Genomic DNA, 15607 nt, shown 5'->3' with positions numbered 1-15607 from the left:
GCAAGGCGGGGTTCTGCTTTTGTGCAGGTGGCGTGGCAGCCTGCGCCGCGGCAGCCTTCCGGCGCAGGGCAGACGGGCTGGGCGCAGCGCACCCGGATGCCGGGGGAGCCCGCCGGCGGTGGGCAGGGCGGGCCTGGGGGCATGCGCCGCTACCTGCTATGTGCACCGCCATGGGCAGCACCCGGATGCGCTGCGCTCAGCCCGTGCCGCCCGGCCTCATGTCCCGCTCCAGTGCGGCGGTCGTCGCTCCAGGAAGGCGCGTGGGCCCTCCAGGTAGTCGCGGCTGCCGGCGACCGCGCGGATCGCGCTGGCGCTCATCTCGCGCAGCACGCGGTCGTCATGGTCGAACGCGGCACGGGCCACCGCCAGGCTTTCGCAGACGGCCAGTGGCGCGTTGGCGCTGATGCGCTCGGCCAGCGTGATGGCCGTGGCCAGCAGCTCCGGCCCGGGCACCACCTGGTTGACCAGGCCGATCGCCTGCGCACGTGCAGCCGGCAGTTGCTCGCCGGTGAGGATCAGCTCGATGGCCAATGCACGCGGTATCGCGCGGGTCAGGCGGTACAGGCCGCCGGCGGCGGCGACCAGCCCGCGCCGGACTTCGGGCAGGCCGAAGGCGGCATGCCCGGCGGCGACGATCAGGTCGCAGGCCAGCGCGATCTCGGTGCCGCCCGCCAGCGCCAGGCCATTGACCGCGGCGATCCAGGGCTTGCGTCGGGGCTGGTGCACGAAACCGGCGAAGCCGCCGCGCGTGGTGCTCAGCGCGGCGGCCTCGCCATTGGCGATGGCCTTCAGGTCGGCGCCGGCACAGAACGCCTGATCGCCGGCACCGGTGAGGATCACGCAACGTACCTCGCTGTCCGCATCGGTCAGCTGCACCGCCTGCTCCAGGTTGAGCGCGGTGATGGCGTTGATGGCATTGCGCACCAGTGGCCGCTGCAGCGTGACCAGAGCGACGTGGGCGCCGACGAGTCGCACGCTGACCGTGCGGCCCAGCTGGATGACGGCTTCATTGTTCATCGGGGCAGGCTCCATCGGGAGTGACCGCGCGAGGTCGGCTGCAGGAGGCCGCGCCTGCCGATCGGCGCGACCTCGCTGCTGGTCAGCACCGCCAACGTCCAGGCATCGTCGGCGGCCACTTCGGCCAGCGTGCGGGTGCCGCTGGGCGTGCGCAGGATGGCCACGCCGTGCGCGACGGAACCATCGCGGCGGTGGATGACCGTGAAGGCTTCCAACTGGCCTTCGCCGGCCGGGCTGATTTCCAGCGGCGGCACTTCGCCGCGCCGGCTGTCCGCGATGGACTGCACGCTGCTGAAGGCCAGGTCCGGATGGCCGGGGTAGGGACGCCGGGCCAGCAGCAGCGCATGGTGCTTGGTGACGAATTCCCCCTGGCCATAGAGCAACCCGGGAAAGAACGAACGCGAAGCGCGCAGGCGCCGCACCATCGCGCAGGTGGCATGGGTCATGTAGTTGTTCAGCGGTGCGCCGAAGAAGGTCAACCCGCCGGTGACGGTGGGCTCGAAGCGCGCCGGCAACCCGAGTGCGCGGCGCGCCATCTTGGGGACGCAGGGAAAGCAGCTGTACAGCTCCATCGCTTCGAACACGCCGCCGGCGAGGTGGCGTGCGCTTTCCAGCACCGTGCTCTGGGCATGGCTTTCCCAGTAGTGGTCGCGTGCCAGGAAGTCGCCGGGCTCGTTGGCCTGCACGCCGCCCCAGATGTGCACGAGGCGTTCTTCGGGCAGGCCGGCGCGGCGCGCGAGCGCCAGGCTGGTCACCAGCACGGCCGCCCCCTGGTTGACCTGCGGATTGGCGGTCATGCGCTTGGTGTACGGCCAGGCGATCCAGCGGTTCTGTTCCGATGGCGTGGTGACATCGGCCGGGCTGTACGGCTCGCGCAGCCACGCGCAGGGATTGCCGGCGGCATGCCGCGCATAGCGGCTCCACAGCTCGCCGCTCTCGCGCTGCGCCGCGGACGGGGTCTGTCCCCAGTGGGCCGTGCTGGCCGTTTCATAGAACGGATAGACCGTGGCGGGCCGGTCGCAGCCGAGCGCGGCGGCCAGCGGATGCACCAGCGTGTGGCCGCGCAGCGGCGCCGGTCCATCCTCGGCCCAGCGTGTCCAGGGCAGGGGGATCCCCTGCGCCGCGGCCTTGCCGACGGTGGACTGGGATTCGGCGCCACAGATCAGCGCGACCCGGCTCTGGCCATCGATGATGCGTTCGGCGGCGTCCTGGATCAGCCGCAACGGGCTCTCGCCGCCCACCGCGCCATACGCGCGATGCGACGGGTCAATGCCCAGGCATTCGGCCAACAGGCCCGGCGCATTGCGGTAGCGCCAACTGGACAGGTTCACCACATCCAGTGAATCGACCTGCTGCAGCAGCGGTGCACGTGCATCGTCCTCGGCCACGCGCGCGGCACGCAGCATCAGGTCGACCGGCTCCAGCCCGTCGCGTGGATCGGCCGGGCGGTCCAGCCATTCGCCGATGCCGACGATCACCGGCTGGGTGGCAGGGCTGCTCATCGGGCGGGCTCGGCGGGGGTGTTCCAGACCGCCAAGCCGTCCAGTGCCTCGACCCGCCCGCCGCTGGCCAGCAGCGGATTGACCTCCAGTGACGCCAGGTCCGGCCCCAGGGCGAGGGCGGCATCACCGATGCGCGCGATCACTTCGGCCAGCCAGCGACGGTCCACGACCGGTCCGCCGCGATACCCATCCAGCAGCGCCGAGCAGCGCAGCTCGCCCAGCATCGCCAGCACATCCTCGGCGCTGACCGGCAATAGGCGCAGGCTGCTGTCCTTGAACAGTTCGACCCAGACCCCGCCCAGGCCGACCGCCAGTGCCGGCCCCCACTGTGGGTCGCGCACCACGCCCACCAGCAGCTCGATGCCGTGGCGGCGCATCGGCGAAACGAGCACGCCATCGATGCGTGCATCGGGCCGCGCGGACGCAACCGCATGGCGCAGCTGCTGGTACGCGTCGGCGGCTTCTTCGACGGCCACGTCCAGGCGCACGCCGCCGACGTCGCTCTTGTGGGCGATGTCGGGCGAAGCGATCTTCAGCACCACCGGGCCGTCGAAGCTGGCGGCATGGCCTTGCGCCTGCACCGGGTCGGTCGCCATGCGCGCCGGCACCACCGGCACGCCCTGGGTCACCAGGAAATCCAGCGTCTCCCGCTCCGACCGCAGGCGTTGCATGTCTTCGCCGGCCGGCAGCGCGGCGCGGGATGGCTGCGGGGAAAGAGGATGTTGTCGTGCCCACCACTGGGCCTGGGCGATGGCGGCCACGCCGCGGTCCAGGCCCACGCCCAGATAGACCAGGCCATGGTGCTCGGCCAGCATCTGACTGAAATCCGGCACCGGTCGCGGTGCGATGCTGAGTAGCACGCCGGGCGTGCTGGCGGCGGAGAACGCCTGCCCTACCTGCTGGATCACCTGCTGGCTGTAGCCATGGCGGGGCTCGGTGGGCAGGTCGTACAGGCAGGCGATCAGCCCGATGTCGGGGTCCTGGTCGAGCACCTCGATGCTGCGCGCGAACAGCGCCGGGTCGAGGATGGCCGCGCCGGTGAGGTCCAGCGGGTTGTGCGGTGTGCCGAAGGACGGCATCACGTCGCCCAACGCATCACGGCTGCGCACGGACAACTCGGGCAGTGCCAGGCCGCTGGCTTCGGCGCGGTCGGCGGCGATCTCGCAGATGCCGCCGGAAATGGCGATGGCGGCGACGTTGCCACCACCGCGCGGACGCAGGCGCGACAGCAATGCGGCGGTGGCCACCAGGTCGTCGATCGAATGTACGCGGATGATGCCCAGCTGCCGGCAGGCGGCGTCGAACACCCGGTCATCGCCGACCAGCGAGCCGGTATGCGCCTGCGCGGCTTTCGCGGTGACCGCGCTGGTGCCGATCTTCAACGCCACCACCGGCTTGCCGGCGGCCAAGGCGCGCCGCGCTGCGGCTGCCAGCGTCGCGGTGTCGCGCGTGGTTTCCAGGAACAGGCAGATGACCCGGGTGGCTTCGTCATCGACCATGAAGTCGACCAGGCGTGCCACGCTGAGGTCGGCTTCATTGCCGGTGGAGACGATGTAGCTCAGGCCCACGCCCTGGCGGCCGGCATGGTCGGCGATGTAGCTGGCGGTGGCACCGCTCTGCGAGATCAACGCGACATTGCCGGTCAGGCGGGTAGGCAGGCCGATCGTCCACAGCGCGATGCGGTCGATGTAGTTGATCAGCCCCAGGCAGTTCGGCCCGAGCAGGTTGACGCGATGCTGCCGTGCCAGGCCCGCCAGCGTGGCCTGGCGTCGTGCGCCCTCATCGCCGGTCTCGGCAAAACCGGAGGTCAGGATCACCGCATTGGCGATGCCCGCCTCGTGCAGGTCGGCGAAGGCATCCTCGATGGCGTGCGCAGGCACCATCAGCAGGGCTGCGTCCACCGGTTCGCCGATCGCCCGGCAGGAGGCGGCGGCACGCAGCCCGTGGATGGAGCCGCCGCGCGGGTTGACCACGTGTACCTGGCCTTCGTAGCCAAGTTCGCCGAGGTTGGCGAATGCCCCGTTGGACCAGCGGGAGCGTTCAGTGGCGCCCACCAGCGCGATGGCGCGGGGGCGCAGCAACCCATCGAGCGAGGCAGGTGCATCGGCGTGTGCATTCAATCGTGCATTCATGGGGGAGTTCTCCTGCAGTCGGGCGCCGCCGGCACGCGACGGTTGTTGCCCGCGCGGGCACGGACGCGCGGGCCACGTGCGGTAGCGGATGAGGTCAGGACACCTGAGGGGGCGCACGCCATGCGCCGGCTTGAAGCTGTTCACGCACCTGGGCGGCGTGCGCCCGGCCCGTTGTTCGGACGTGTCCGTGCAGGACGTGAACAGGTTCAAGAAGACGCGGCATGCAATGCACTATCGGAACCGGCGGGGGACGCGTCCAATACGAAAAGCATGGCCATCCAGACGCGTTTGCTCTTGCCTGCGGCGCTCAGCCGGCATCGGCGATGCCCTCGAACGCCGATGCCGTGCGCCAGCACAGTTCCGTGGCCGGATGGGGAGTGCCACGGCGGCGCGCCAGCCGCAGCAGCACCGGGCGCTGGTCGATCATCGGCCGTGCGCAGAGCTGTTCCTGCAACTGCGCAGGAGGACGGCGGATGAAGTTCAGGCCCAGCGCCCGGTTGGCCAGAATGTGCTCCAGCCATAGGTCGCTCATCATTTCGTGGTCCACGCGCAACACCGCGCCGGCGCGTTTGGGACCGTTGAACAACTGGTCGTACAGCGGTGGGTTCAGGGCACGCTCGAAGACCAGCACCGTCCTGCCATGCAGGTCGCGGTCGCTGACCGCGTCCAGCGATGCCAGCGGGTCGTCCCGTCGGCACAGCAGTTCGCAGCTGGACTGGGCCACGACGCGGTACTCCAGTGCCGGATCGATCACCTCGCCAACGACGAACGCCATGTCCAGCTTCTCGTCGGCCACCTTCTCGACCAGCTCCGGGCTCCAGCCGACCACGGTCTCGATGCGCAGTCGTGGATGGATCTGCGCGAAACGTTCCAGCAGCACCACGCGTTCGGCGAACAGGTGCGAATACGGTGGCAGCCCGATCCGCAGCAGCGGCCACTCCTGCTGCCGGCGCAGCAGCAGCGCGCCGGCGTTGAACGCATCCAGTGCCTGCATCACCGCCCGTGCCGGCGCGAGCAGCGCGGCCCCCTGTTCGCTCAGCGCGACGTGCCGGCTGTCGCGGATGAACAGCTCGAAGCCCAACTGCCGTTCGAGCTTGCGGATCTGCGCGGACAGCCATGGCTGGGCAACGTGCAGGGCGTCGGCCGCGCGGGTGAAGGACAGCGCGTCGGCCACGGCGACGAACATCTGGAGCAACCGGGATTCGGTACGCATGCGCGTGGCGGAGTGGCGGGGGCAGTCCAGTATGGGGAGTCGCCCGGCAGCTGTAATGCGCGGCATCGCCAACCACGCGTGGCCCGCATTCCTGCGTGGTTTCCATCGTTCTGTTTCGGGACAACGGGGTTACAGTCGCCGTTGTTCCGTCAGGAAACAACGCCACACCAACGGCCTTGCCACGGCGTACTGCGGCAACAGCCGGACGCCAACGACCGTGGTCCGCTCGAACGATGAACGCACGGCATCGCCTGGATCAGGTTGCTACGCGCGAACGCACGTCCAGGCAGGAATCAGGCCGGCATCGACCGCCAGAGCCATGCCCCCAGCGCCGTCAGCGATGCGACCCAGGCGACCACGATGATGGCGGCCATGGCGCGGCTGACCGGCCGTGTCGCCGCGGCTGCAGCCTGCTGCCGGGCGTCATCGAGTACTTCTGCCGGCACCCGGCGCAGCACCAGCAGCAGACCGAGCGGCACGATCACCAGGTCGTCGAGATAGCCCAGGAGCGGGATGAAGTCCGGGATGAGGTCGATCGGGCTCAGTGCGTACGCCGCGATCCCGAGGGCGAGCAGGCGCAGCGGCCATGGCGTGCGCGGGTCGCGCGCCACGAAGTAGACGACCAGCGTCTGTCGCTTCAGCTCCCTGGCCCATTGGCGCAGACCTGCCATGTGTGCTCGATGCCGTCGTCAGCGACGGGCCCACTGCACGATCTGGCTGGCCGACATCGCGCCGGACTGGCGCGCGATCTCGCGTCCGTCCTGCAGCAGCACCATGGTCGGGATGCTGCGGATGGCAAAGCGCGCGGCCAGCGCCGGCTGCGTTTCGGTGTCGACCTTGGCCAGCCGCATGTGCGGTTCCAGCTGCGCGGCAGCCTTGGCGAACTCCGGTGCCATCTGCCGGCAGGGGCCACACCATGCCGCCCAGAAGTCGATCAGCAGCGGAATTTGCGAGCGCAGCGCATGTGCCTGGAAGCCTGCCTCGTCCAGGGCGATCGGCACGGCGGTGAACAGGGCCTGGTGGCAGCGGCCGCACGCAGGCGACTGCGCCAGCCGCGTGCCCGGCACGCGGTTGATGGCATTGCAGTGCGGGCAGGCGATCTGCAGCAGGTCGGGGCTCGGGGTGCTCATCGGCATGTGGGACAGGAGTGGACTGCGCTGCAGTATGTGGCCGCCGGGGTGAAGCGCGGGCGACCGGGGGCGGCCCACGACGGCGCTGGATGAACGCAACCACCGCCGCGTCCGTTGCGGCTGTAACTGTCGCATTGCACAAAAAAGCGTGTTATCAATGCATCCCATGAACGCAGCCCGCGCCAGCTTTTACTTTTGGTATTACTTTCCGAAGCCGCTGGCGGAGGAAGGACTGCGCTCACCCTGAAGAAACCTTCAGACGCATTCCCGAAAAGCCGCCAGCGAACCTGGCGGCTTTTTTCATGCCGCCAGCGCTGGGGCCACACCCTTCACGATCTGGATTGGAGACCCCCGCAATGCCCCCCCACACCGACGACCTGCGCATCCGCAAACTTGAACCGCTGACCCCTCCGGCCCAGCTGCTGTCGCTGCTGCCCTGCGACGAGGAGGCCTCGCAGACCGTGGCCGACGCCCGCGCCGCGCTGCACCGCATCCTGCACGGCCAGGACGACCGCCTGGCGGTGGTGGTCGGCCCGTGTTCCATCCACGACCCGGTCGCGGCGATGGAGTACGCCCAGCGCCTGCGTCCGCTGCGCGATGCACTGGGCGGCGAGCTGGAGATCGTCATGCGCGTGTACTTCGAGAAGCCGCGTACCACGGTCGGCTGGAAGGGCCTGATCAACGACCCGGACCTGGACGGCAGCTTCAACATCAACAAGGGCCTGCGCGTGGCGCGCGGCCTGCTGCGCGACATCAACCGCCTCGGCCTGCCGGCCGGCGTGGAGTTCCTGGACGTGATCTCGCCGCAGTACATCGCCGACCTGGTGGCCTGGGGCGCGATCGGCGCGCGCACCACCGAAAGCCAGGTGCACCGCGAGCTGGCCTCCGGGCTGTCGTGCCCGGTGGGCTTCAAGAACGGCACCACCGGTGACGTGAAGATCGCCGCCGATGCGGTCGGCGCGGCCTCGCACCCGCACCACTTCCTGTCGGTGACCAAGGAGGGCGGCACCGCCATCGTGGCCACCCAGGGCAACCCGGACTGCCACGTGATCCTGCGTGGCGGCAAGGCGCCCAACTACGACGCGGCCAGCGTGCAGGCGGCCAGCGAGGTGCTGGGCAAGTCGCAGCTGCCGGCGCGGCTGATGATCGATGCCAGCCACGCCAACAGCAGCAAGAAGCCGGAGAACCAGCCGCGCGTGATCGAGGACATCGCCGGCCAGCTGGAGGGCGGTGAGCAGCGCATCGTCGGGGTGATGATCGAGAGCCACCTGGTGGCCGGCCGCCAGGAGCTGGTCCAGGGCCAGCCGCTGGTCTACGGGCAGAGCATCACCGACGGCTGCATCGACTGGGACAGCACCGTGCAGGTGCTTGAGCGGCTGGCCGAGGCCGTGCGTGGGCGCCGCCAGGCACAGCTGGAAGCGGCTGCCTGACTGGGCCAAGCGTGACAGCCACACTGGCACGCACCGGCCAGTCCAAGTAATTTACGCGGCGGGAGGCGCAACGCCTCCCGCCTGCTGTGGTCTCAGGGGAGAGCGCCTCACGCGGCAGGAAGCCTAGAAATCACCGCTTATGGAGAAGGAAGTGATGCGTATCCGTACGTGCAGTATGGTGCTGGCAATGATGCTGGTGCCGACCGTGGCGATGGCCAAGAGGGAAGTCGTGGATTCGGGCAGTGGCTGCCTGCAGAACCTGGCGGTGAGCGGTGGCTTCACCACCGGCAAGCAGTTCCTGGCCTCCACCGACCACGAAGGCATCAGCTACCCCGAGGCTTTCCGCAAGACCGTGGCCGCGATCGAGGCCGAGGGGCTGGTGGGTGTCTCGCCGAACGAGCAGACCGGCTACATCGCCGCCGAGCAGACGGTGCGCGGTGGCGGTGGCTCCACCGTGCCGCTGCGCACCACCGTGCGCCGCCAGAACGACGGCACCATCCGCGTCGAGGTGCGTTTCAGCATCAAGGGCGGCCAGCTGACCTCCAACAAGGCGGTGGGTGAAGGCCTGTGCAAGATCGCCGACGCGGCGAGCCTGTAACAGCGGGCGGGAGCGCGCGTGGGTAACGGTGCCTGGTTCCTGTACCTGCTGGAATGCCGCGATGGCAGCTACTACGCGGGTATCAGCACCGATGTACAGGCGCGCTTCCAGGCCCATCTGGCCGGCAAGGGCGCGCGTTACACGCGCGCGCACCCGCCGCTGCGGGTACTGGGCATGCGCCCGTACGCCGACCGTGCCGCCGCCTCGCGCGCGGAATGGCAGATCAAGCAGCTCCCCCGCCAGCACAAGCTGGCGTGGCTGGAGCGGGCCGGGGATTGAGGTAGAGTCTGGCTTGCAGCCGCCGTTCCGGGCGGCGCCAACGCCCGGGCAGCCGGGCACCACAGCCACGCATGCGGCTGTCCAGCGGCATGTCGGCATCGTCCTCAAGCGGAGGGTTCGTGATGGCAGGTTGGTACGAGTTGGAGAAGAGCAAGGACGGGCAGTTCTACTTCGTGCTCAAGGCAGGCAACGCCGAGGTGATCCTCACCAGCGAGCGCTACACCACGCGCGCGTCGGCCGAGAACGGCATCGCCTCGGTGCAGAAGAACAGCCCCGATGAAGCGCATTACGAGCGCAAGACCAGCAGCGATGGTCGACACCATTTCAATCTCAAGGCCGCCAACCACCAGGTGATCGGCAGCAGCCAGCTGTACGCATCGCAGGCCGCGCGCGAGGCCGGCATCACCAGCGTCAAGGGCAATGGGCCGAGCACGACGGTGAAGGACAAGACGGCGGGGTAGTTGGGTTTTGCCCTCACCCCAGCCCCTCTCCCGCGTGCGGGAGAGGGGCTTTGAAACTGCAGTTGCGCCGATCACTTCAAACTGTCGTGAACCTGGCCCCTCTCCCGCACGCGGGAGAGGGGTTGGGGTGAGGGCAAAACCAGCCAGCTCAATGCACCTCATCCTGGTAGACGAACTTGGGCATCTCCCAGCGGTAGCGGATGGCCAGCAGGCGCAGTGCGAAACCGCCCAGCAGGCAGCACACGATCGCGGTGTCGTCGGCCACCTGCCAGTGCAGCAACAGCAGGTAGGCCGCACCGGTGAGCAGCGAGATGATCGCGTACAGCTCCTTCTGGAAGATCAGCGGCACCTCGTTGCAGAGGATGTCGCGCAGCACGCCGCCGAACGCGCCGGTGAGCATGCCGGCGATCAGCACGATCTGGGGGGCATGCCCGGCCTCGCGCGCGATGGCGCAGCCGATCAGGGTGAAGGCGATCAGGCCCAGCCCGTCCAGGACCAGGAAGGTGCGGCGGAAATGGTGCATCCAGCGCGCCAGCCAGGTGGCGATCAAGGCCGCGCAGACGGTGAAGCCCAGGTACTCGGGGTGCTTCACCCAACCCAGCGGGTAGTGGCCGAGCAGGATGTCGCGCAGCGAGCCACCGCCCAGGGCGGTGACGCAGGCGATCATGACCACGCCGAACAGGTCCATGCGGCGCCGGCCGGCGGCCAGCGCGCCGGTCATGGCTTCGGCGGAAATGGCGATCAGGTAGATGAGGGAGAGCAGCATGCTGTGGGTTCCAGGCAGAGCGGTGGGGCCGGCCACGCGCCTGCCGCCACCCTTGCCTGGGCAAGGATGGGACTGCGTTGACCGGTGCCGCTCCCGCTGTCCCTTGTGCCTGAGAGTTCAGCGGCGATGGCCGCGTGCCCCTTCGGCGGATCGCGCGGACGGTGCCCAGCGACCTCTCTCCAGCTCGGCGTGTCGGATGCATGGTTGGTGGGATTCCAGCCCACCGGCCTGAGCGATCATGGGAGCCTGCGCCTTCGGCGGGCGCCAGCGTGGCGCCTCTCTCCTGCATCCGGGTGCCAGTGTAACTGCTGCGTTGCAGCATGAGCTGGCCGGATCTGGCAGTCCGCGCCTGTCGGTGCCCCCGCTCCCACATGAAAACAGCCGGCGGCGGGGCCGTCGGCTGCTTCGGTGCTGCGACTGCATGCCCGCTGCCGCGGGCCCTGCTCAGGCCTTCATGCTGCCCGTGTCGATGTAGCGCTGGTGCCAGGACAGCGCTTCGGGCAGCAGGTGCGGGGTGTGCTTGCCGTAGCTGTCGCGGCAGGCGCGGTCGAAGTAGTCGTTGAGCTGGTCGCGGTAGCCCGGGTGCGCGCAGTTGTCGATCACCTGGCGGGCGCGGGCGCGCGGCGGCAGGCCACGCAGGTCGGCCAGGCCCTGCTCGGTGACGATGATCGAGACGTCGTGCTCGGTGTGGTCGACGTGGCTGACCATCGGCACGATCGCCGAGATGCTGCCGCCCTTGGCCATCGACGGACTCAGGAAGGTGGACAGGAAGCCGTTGCGGGTGAAGTCGCCCGAACCGCCGATGCCGTTCATGATGCGGCTGCCCATGACGTGGGTGGAGTTCACGTTGCCGTAGATGTCCACCTCGATCATGCCGTTCATGCCGATGCAGCCCAGCCGGCGCACCAGCTCCGGGTGGTTCGACATTTCCTGCGTGCGCATGATGATGCGGTCGCGGTAGAACCGGATGTTGCGCTTGAACTCCTCGTTCGCCTCCGGGCTCAGCGCGAAGCCGGTGCACGAGGCGTACTCGAGCACGCCGGACTTGAGCAGGTCCAGCATGCCGTCCTGGATCACCTCGGTGAACGCACTGAGCCCGCGCAGGCCACTGTCGGCCAGGCCGGCCAGCACGGCGTTGGGGATGTTGCCCACGCCGGACTGCAGCGGCAGCAGGTTGTGCGGCAGGCGGCCCTTGGCCACTTCGTGCTTGAGGAACTCGATCAGGTGGCCGGCGATCAGGCGGCTGTCCTCGTCGATCGGCTTGAACGGGCTGTTGCGGTCCGGACCATTGGTGCGCACCACCGCCACGATCTTGTCCGGGTCCACGTCCAGCGTGGTCTGGCCGATGCGGTCGTTGGCGTGGATCAGCGGGATCGGCTTGCGGTGCGGCGGCAGCGCGGTGCCGTAGTAGATGTCGTGCATGCCCTCGATGTCGGCGGGCTGCCACTCGTTGACCTCGATGATCACCTTCTTGGCCAGGTCCAGCCAGGTCTTGTTGTTGCCGACCGAGGTGGACGGCACCAACGCACCATCGGCGCGGATGGCCGAGACCTCGACCACGGCGGTGTCGATCTCGCCGTAGAAACCGAACCACACGTGCTGGGCGACGTGCGAGAGGTGGATGTCGATGTAGTCCAGCTTGCCGTCGTTGATGCGCTTGCGGGCATCGGGGTCGGTCTGGAACGGCATGCGCATGGCGATGCCGTCGGCCTTGGCCAGCGCACCGTCCAGTTCCGGGGCGGTGGAGGCACCGGTCATCAGCTTGATCTGGAACGGCAGGCCCTGCGCATGCACGTCCTCGATGCGCTTGGCCAGCGCCATCGGCACCGCCTTGGGGTAGCCCGAACCGGTGAAGCCGCTCATGGCGACGGTTTCGCCCGGCTGGATCAGCGCCGCGGCTTGTTCGGCGGAGACGATGCGGTCGCGCAGGCGCGCGTCCAGGATGCGTTCGACAGACATGACGACTACGGGTTGTTGTGGGGACCGTCGATTATCGCCCTTCCCGCGGGGCTGGGGGGTTCTACCTTGGTGGGATGGTTTTTGTGGCGCGCAGGCTCTTGTACCGCCAAGTACTGTTTTGCACTGCAGCGTGCAAGTTGCTTCCGCAGGCCGCACGATCGCCCTGCATCCCGACGTGGGGGAGGGAGCAAAGCCCGCTGACAGTTCGCTGTCAGCGGGCTTTTTTAATGGCCGATCGCCGCAGATGGCGACCGCTGGCATGCGCAGATGCCAGAATCGGCGGATGGAAAATTCCCCCGCCGCAGTTCCTGAATACGTTGCCCCGGTGATTGACCGGGCCTTGGCCCGCCTCAAGCTGGCGTTGCCGGACCCGGCGCGCTGGCCGCCGTCGCAGGACGTCGAGGCGGGGCTGCGCCGGCTGGCCATCGCCAGCGACTTCGCCATCGACACGCTGTGCCGGCAGCCGGAGCTGCTGGAGCGGCTGGCCGCCCCCGATCCGGCCCCGGTCCCGTTGCCCGAACTGGACCCGCTGCAGCCCACCGCCTGGCCCACCCAGCTGCGCCGCTACCGCGCGGCGGCCTCCACCCGGTTGATCTGGCGCGACCTGCAGGGGCTGGATGACGTGGACGCCACCCTGGCCGGGGCCACCCGGCTGGCCGAGGACTGCCTGCAGCTGGCGCTGGCCGCGCTGGAGCAGGAATTCGCCAGCCGCCACGGCGTGGTGCGCAGCGCCGACGGCGGCGTGCAGCGGCTGGTGGTGTTCGGGCTGGGCAAGCTCGGCGGCGGTGAGCTGAATTTCTCCTCCGACATCGACCTGGTCTACGCCTACCCGGAAGGCGGCGAGTCCGATGGCGCGCGTCCGCTGGCGGCCGAGGAGTACTTCGCGCGGTTGGGCCAACGCCTGGCTCGGCTGCTGGATGAAACCACCGCCGAAGGCTTCTGCCACCGCGTCGACCTGCGCCTGCGCCCATTCGGCACCGCCGGGCGGGTGGCCTTGTCGTTCGCCGGCATGGACCAGTACTTCCAGCGCGAGGGCCGCGACTGGGAGCGCTATGCCTGGATCAAGGCGCGCGCGGTGGCCGGTGACATCGCCGCCGGCGAGGCCTGGCTGGAAACGCTGCGGCCGTTCGTCTATCGCCGCTACCTGGATTTCACCGCACTCGATGGCCTGCGCGAGATGAAGGCGGCCATCACCGCCGAGGTCGCGCGCAAGGACCGCGTGGACGACATCAAGCGCGGCCCCGGTGGCATCCGCGAGATCGAGTTCCTGGCCCAGGCGCTGCAGTTGATCCGCGGCGGCCGCGAGGCGGCGCTGCGCGAACGGCGCTTGCTGCCGGCACTGCGCGCGCTGATGGATGCCGGGCAGATGGCCGAGCAGGATGGCCAGGACCTGATCAGCGCCTACCGTTTCCTGCGGCGCGTGGAAAACCGCCTGCAGATGCTGCGCGATGCGCAGACCCACAGCCTGCCGACCGACCCGCTGGACCGCGAGCGCATCGCGCTGGGCCTGGACTACGCCAACTGGGAGGCGTTGCTGCAGGCGCTGGATGCGCAGCGCCAGCGCGTGGGCACCGAGTTCGGCGCGTTGCTGGCCCCGCGGCAAGGCCAGGCCGCGCCCGATGCGCTGGCCAGCTACTGGCGCGTGCTGCCCGGTGGCGGCAGCGCCGAGGTGCTGGCCGAGGCCGGTTTCGCCGATGCGGCCGGTGCCGACCAGTCGCTGCGTGAGTTCGCCCAGTCGCTGGGCGTGAAGTCGCTCTCGGACAACGCCCGCGCGCGGCTGGACCGGGTGCTGCCGGCGCTGCTGCATGCGGCTACCCGCTCACCGCAGCCGGACGCCGCGCTGCGGCGCGTGCTCGGGCTGCTGCAGTCGATCCTGCGCCGCACCAGCTACCTGGCATTGCTGGACGAACAGCCCAGCGCGCTGACCCGCCTGGTCAACGTGCTGGCGCGCAGCGCGCTGTTGTCCGAACGGTTGGTGGCGTTCCCGCTGTTGCTGGACGAACTGCTGGACACGCGCGTGGCCGGGCCGATGCCCGAGGCGCAGGAAATGCAGGACGCCTGTTCGGCCGCGCTGGCCATCGACGACCCGGAAGCGGCGCTGCGCGCGCTCAATGAAGTGCGCCTGGCGCTGAGCTTCCGCATGGCGCTGGCCTTCCACGATGGCCGCCAGCGTGCGGTGGACTGCACGTTGCAGTTGGCGCAGCTGGCCGATGCCGTGGTGGTCACCGTGCTGGAGATGGCGCGCGCGGACATGCGCCATGCACACGGTGAGGTGCCGGGCGGGCGCTTCGTGATCATCGGCTACGGCAGCCTGGGCGGCGAGGAGCTGGGCTTCGGCTCGGACCTGGACCTGGTGTTCCTGTATGACCATCCGGCCGAGGCCGAGGAGAGTGATGGCAAGCGACCGCTGGAAAGCGGCCGCTGGTTCGCACGCCTGGCGCAGAAGGTGATGGCGCTGCTGTCGGCGGTGACCGCCGCCGGGCGCCTGTACGACATCGACGTGCGGCTGCGCCCGGACGGTGGCAAGGGTGCGCTGGTGTCTTCGCTGGCCAGCTACACCGAGTACCAGCGCGAGCGTGCCTGGACCTGGGAACACCAGGCGCTGGTACGCGCGCGCGGGGTTGCCGGCACCGGGTCGCTGCTGGCCGATTTCGAGCAGGTGCGCGACGCCACGCTGGGCCGGGTGCGCGACGCGGAAACCCTGTTCGGCGACGTGATGAAGATGCGCGGCCGCATGCGCGCCGAACTGGACCGCAGCGATGCCGGGCGGCTGGACCTGAAGCAGGGCGCGGGCGGGCTGGTCGACCTGGAGTTCGTGCTGCAGACCGGTGTGCTGTCGCAGGCCGCGGAGCATCACGCGCTGTGCGGGCCCCGGCAGACCCCACGCCTGATCACCGCCCTGGCCGGCGTCGGTTGGCTGCAGGAAGACACCGCGGCGGCGCTGCACGATGCGCACGCGACGCTGCTGGACGTGGGGCTGGGCTGCACGTTGGACCGGCGCCCGCGCATGGCGGTGCCGACGGCGGAGATCCAGGCCGCCTGTGCGGCGATCACCGCCGCGGCGGTGGGCAAGGGCCTGGTGTTCCCGGGCGGCGCCGGGGAGTGAGGCACGCCGGCGGC

General features: G+C 69.5%; 13 protein-coding genes and 2 riboswitches. Of the genes, 5 read left to right on the top strand and 8 right to left on the bottom strand.

Features of this window, described 5'->3' with window-relative positions; translation table 11 throughout:
* Nucleotides 1-216: 216 nt before the first annotated feature.
* The 6 genes from IB227_RS07120 to trxC form a co-directional block, all read right to left on the bottom strand.
* A complete protein-coding gene (locus IB227_RS07120; RefSeq protein ID WP_192286789.1) occupies nt 217-1017 on the bottom strand; it encodes an enoyl-CoA hydratase-related protein in 801 nt (266 codons plus the stop codon).
* Nucleotides 1014-2519, bottom strand: coding sequence for an acetyl-CoA acetyltransferase (locus IB227_RS07115; protein WP_192286788.1), 1506 nt, complete (start codon nt 2517-2519; stop codon nt 1014-1016). The genes IB227_RS07120 and IB227_RS07115 overlap by 4 nt, the downstream gene beginning before the upstream one ends.
* Nucleotides 2516-4651 (bottom strand): acetate--CoA ligase family protein, encoded by a 2136-nt coding sequence (locus tag IB227_RS07110; RefSeq protein ID WP_192286787.1) that lies wholly within the window; start codon nt 4649-4651, stop codon nt 2516-2518. Before IB227_RS07110 ends, IB227_RS07115 begins: the two co-directional genes overlap by 4 nt.
* Nucleotides 4652-4958: 307 nt before the next feature.
* Nucleotides 4959-5864 carry a LysR family transcriptional regulator gene (locus tag IB227_RS07105; protein WP_192286786.1) on the bottom strand — a complete coding sequence of 302 codons (906 nt, stop codon included), beginning with the start codon at nt 5862-5864 and terminating at the stop codon, nt 4959-4961.
* A gap of 293 nt (nt 5865-6157) precedes the next feature.
* The gene (locus tag IB227_RS07100) at nt 6158-6535 is read right to left on the bottom strand and encodes a YkvA family protein (protein ID WP_192286785.1); all 378 of its coding nucleotides are present in this window, start codon (nt 6533-6535) and stop codon (nt 6158-6160) included.
* Nucleotides 6536-6553: 18 nt separating this feature from the next.
* Complete coding sequence (trxC, locus tag IB227_RS07095) at nt 6554-6994, bottom strand: thioredoxin TrxC (protein ID WP_192286784.1); 441 nt, start codon at nt 6992-6994, stop codon at nt 6554-6556.
* Between the two features lie 356 nt (nt 6995-7350).
* On the opposite strand from trxC, the gene IB227_RS07090 reads away from it, so the two are divergent.
* From IB227_RS07090 to IB227_RS07075, 4 genes are all read left to right on the top strand, one after another.
* On the top strand, nt 7351-8424 hold the full coding sequence (locus IB227_RS07090; RefSeq protein WP_132863409.1) for a 3-deoxy-7-phosphoheptulonate synthase: 1074 nt from the start codon (nt 7351-7353) through the stop codon (nt 8422-8424).
* Between the two features lie 154 nt (nt 8425-8578).
* The gene (locus tag IB227_RS07085; protein WP_192286783.1) at nt 8579-9022 is read left to right on the top strand and encodes a hypothetical protein; all 444 of its coding nucleotides are present in this window, start codon (nt 8579-8581) and stop codon (nt 9020-9022) included.
* 18 nt (nt 9023-9040) lie between these two features.
* On the top strand, nt 9041-9301 hold the full coding sequence (locus tag IB227_RS07080) for a GIY-YIG nuclease family protein (protein ID WP_132863412.1): 261 nt from the start codon (nt 9041-9043) through the stop codon (nt 9299-9301).
* A 122-nt stretch (nt 9302-9423) separates the two neighbouring features.
* Nucleotides 9424-9762: a YegP family protein gene (locus IB227_RS07075; protein ID WP_132863414.1), complete on the top strand. Its 339-nt coding sequence runs from the start codon at nt 9424-9426 to the stop codon at nt 9760-9762.
* Nucleotides 9763-9910: 148 nt separating this feature from the next.
* On the opposite strand, the gene IB227_RS07070 is transcribed toward IB227_RS07075, so the two are convergent.
* Nucleotides 9911-10528, bottom strand: a complete 618-nt coding sequence (locus IB227_RS07070) for a trimeric intracellular cation channel family protein (RefSeq protein ID WP_192286782.1) — start codon at nt 10526-10528, stop codon at nt 9911-9913.
* An 88-nt stretch (nt 10529-10616) separates the two neighbouring features.
* A riboswitch (glycine riboswitch) is annotated at nt 10617-10721 on the bottom strand.
* A 13-nt stretch (nt 10722-10734) separates the two neighbouring features.
* A riboswitch (glycine riboswitch) is annotated at nt 10735-10824 on the bottom strand.
* Nucleotides 10825-10972: 148 nt separating this feature from the next.
* Nucleotides 10973-12487 carry an acetyl-CoA hydrolase/transferase family protein gene (locus IB227_RS07065; RefSeq protein ID WP_132863417.1) on the bottom strand — a complete coding sequence of 505 codons (1515 nt, stop codon included), beginning with the start codon at nt 12485-12487 and terminating at the stop codon, nt 10973-10975.
* Nucleotides 12488-12770: 283 nt separating this feature from the next.
* Between IB227_RS07065 and glnE the strand changes: the two genes are divergently transcribed.
* Nucleotides 12771-15593: a bifunctional [glutamate--ammonia ligase]-adenylyl-L-tyrosine phosphorylase/[glutamate--ammonia-ligase] adenylyltransferase gene (gene glnE / locus IB227_RS07060; RefSeq protein WP_192286781.1), complete on the top strand. Its 2823-nt coding sequence runs from the start codon at nt 12771-12773 to the stop codon at nt 15591-15593.
* Nucleotides 15594-15607: the final 14 nt, after the last annotated feature.

Source organism: Stenotrophomonas sp. STM01, assembly GCF_014852135.1.
In the GTDB taxonomy this organism is placed as follows: domain Bacteria; phylum Pseudomonadota; class Gammaproteobacteria; order Xanthomonadales; family Xanthomonadaceae; genus Stenotrophomonas; species Stenotrophomonas capsici.
This window is presented reverse-complemented; position numbering and strand designations above follow the sequence as displayed.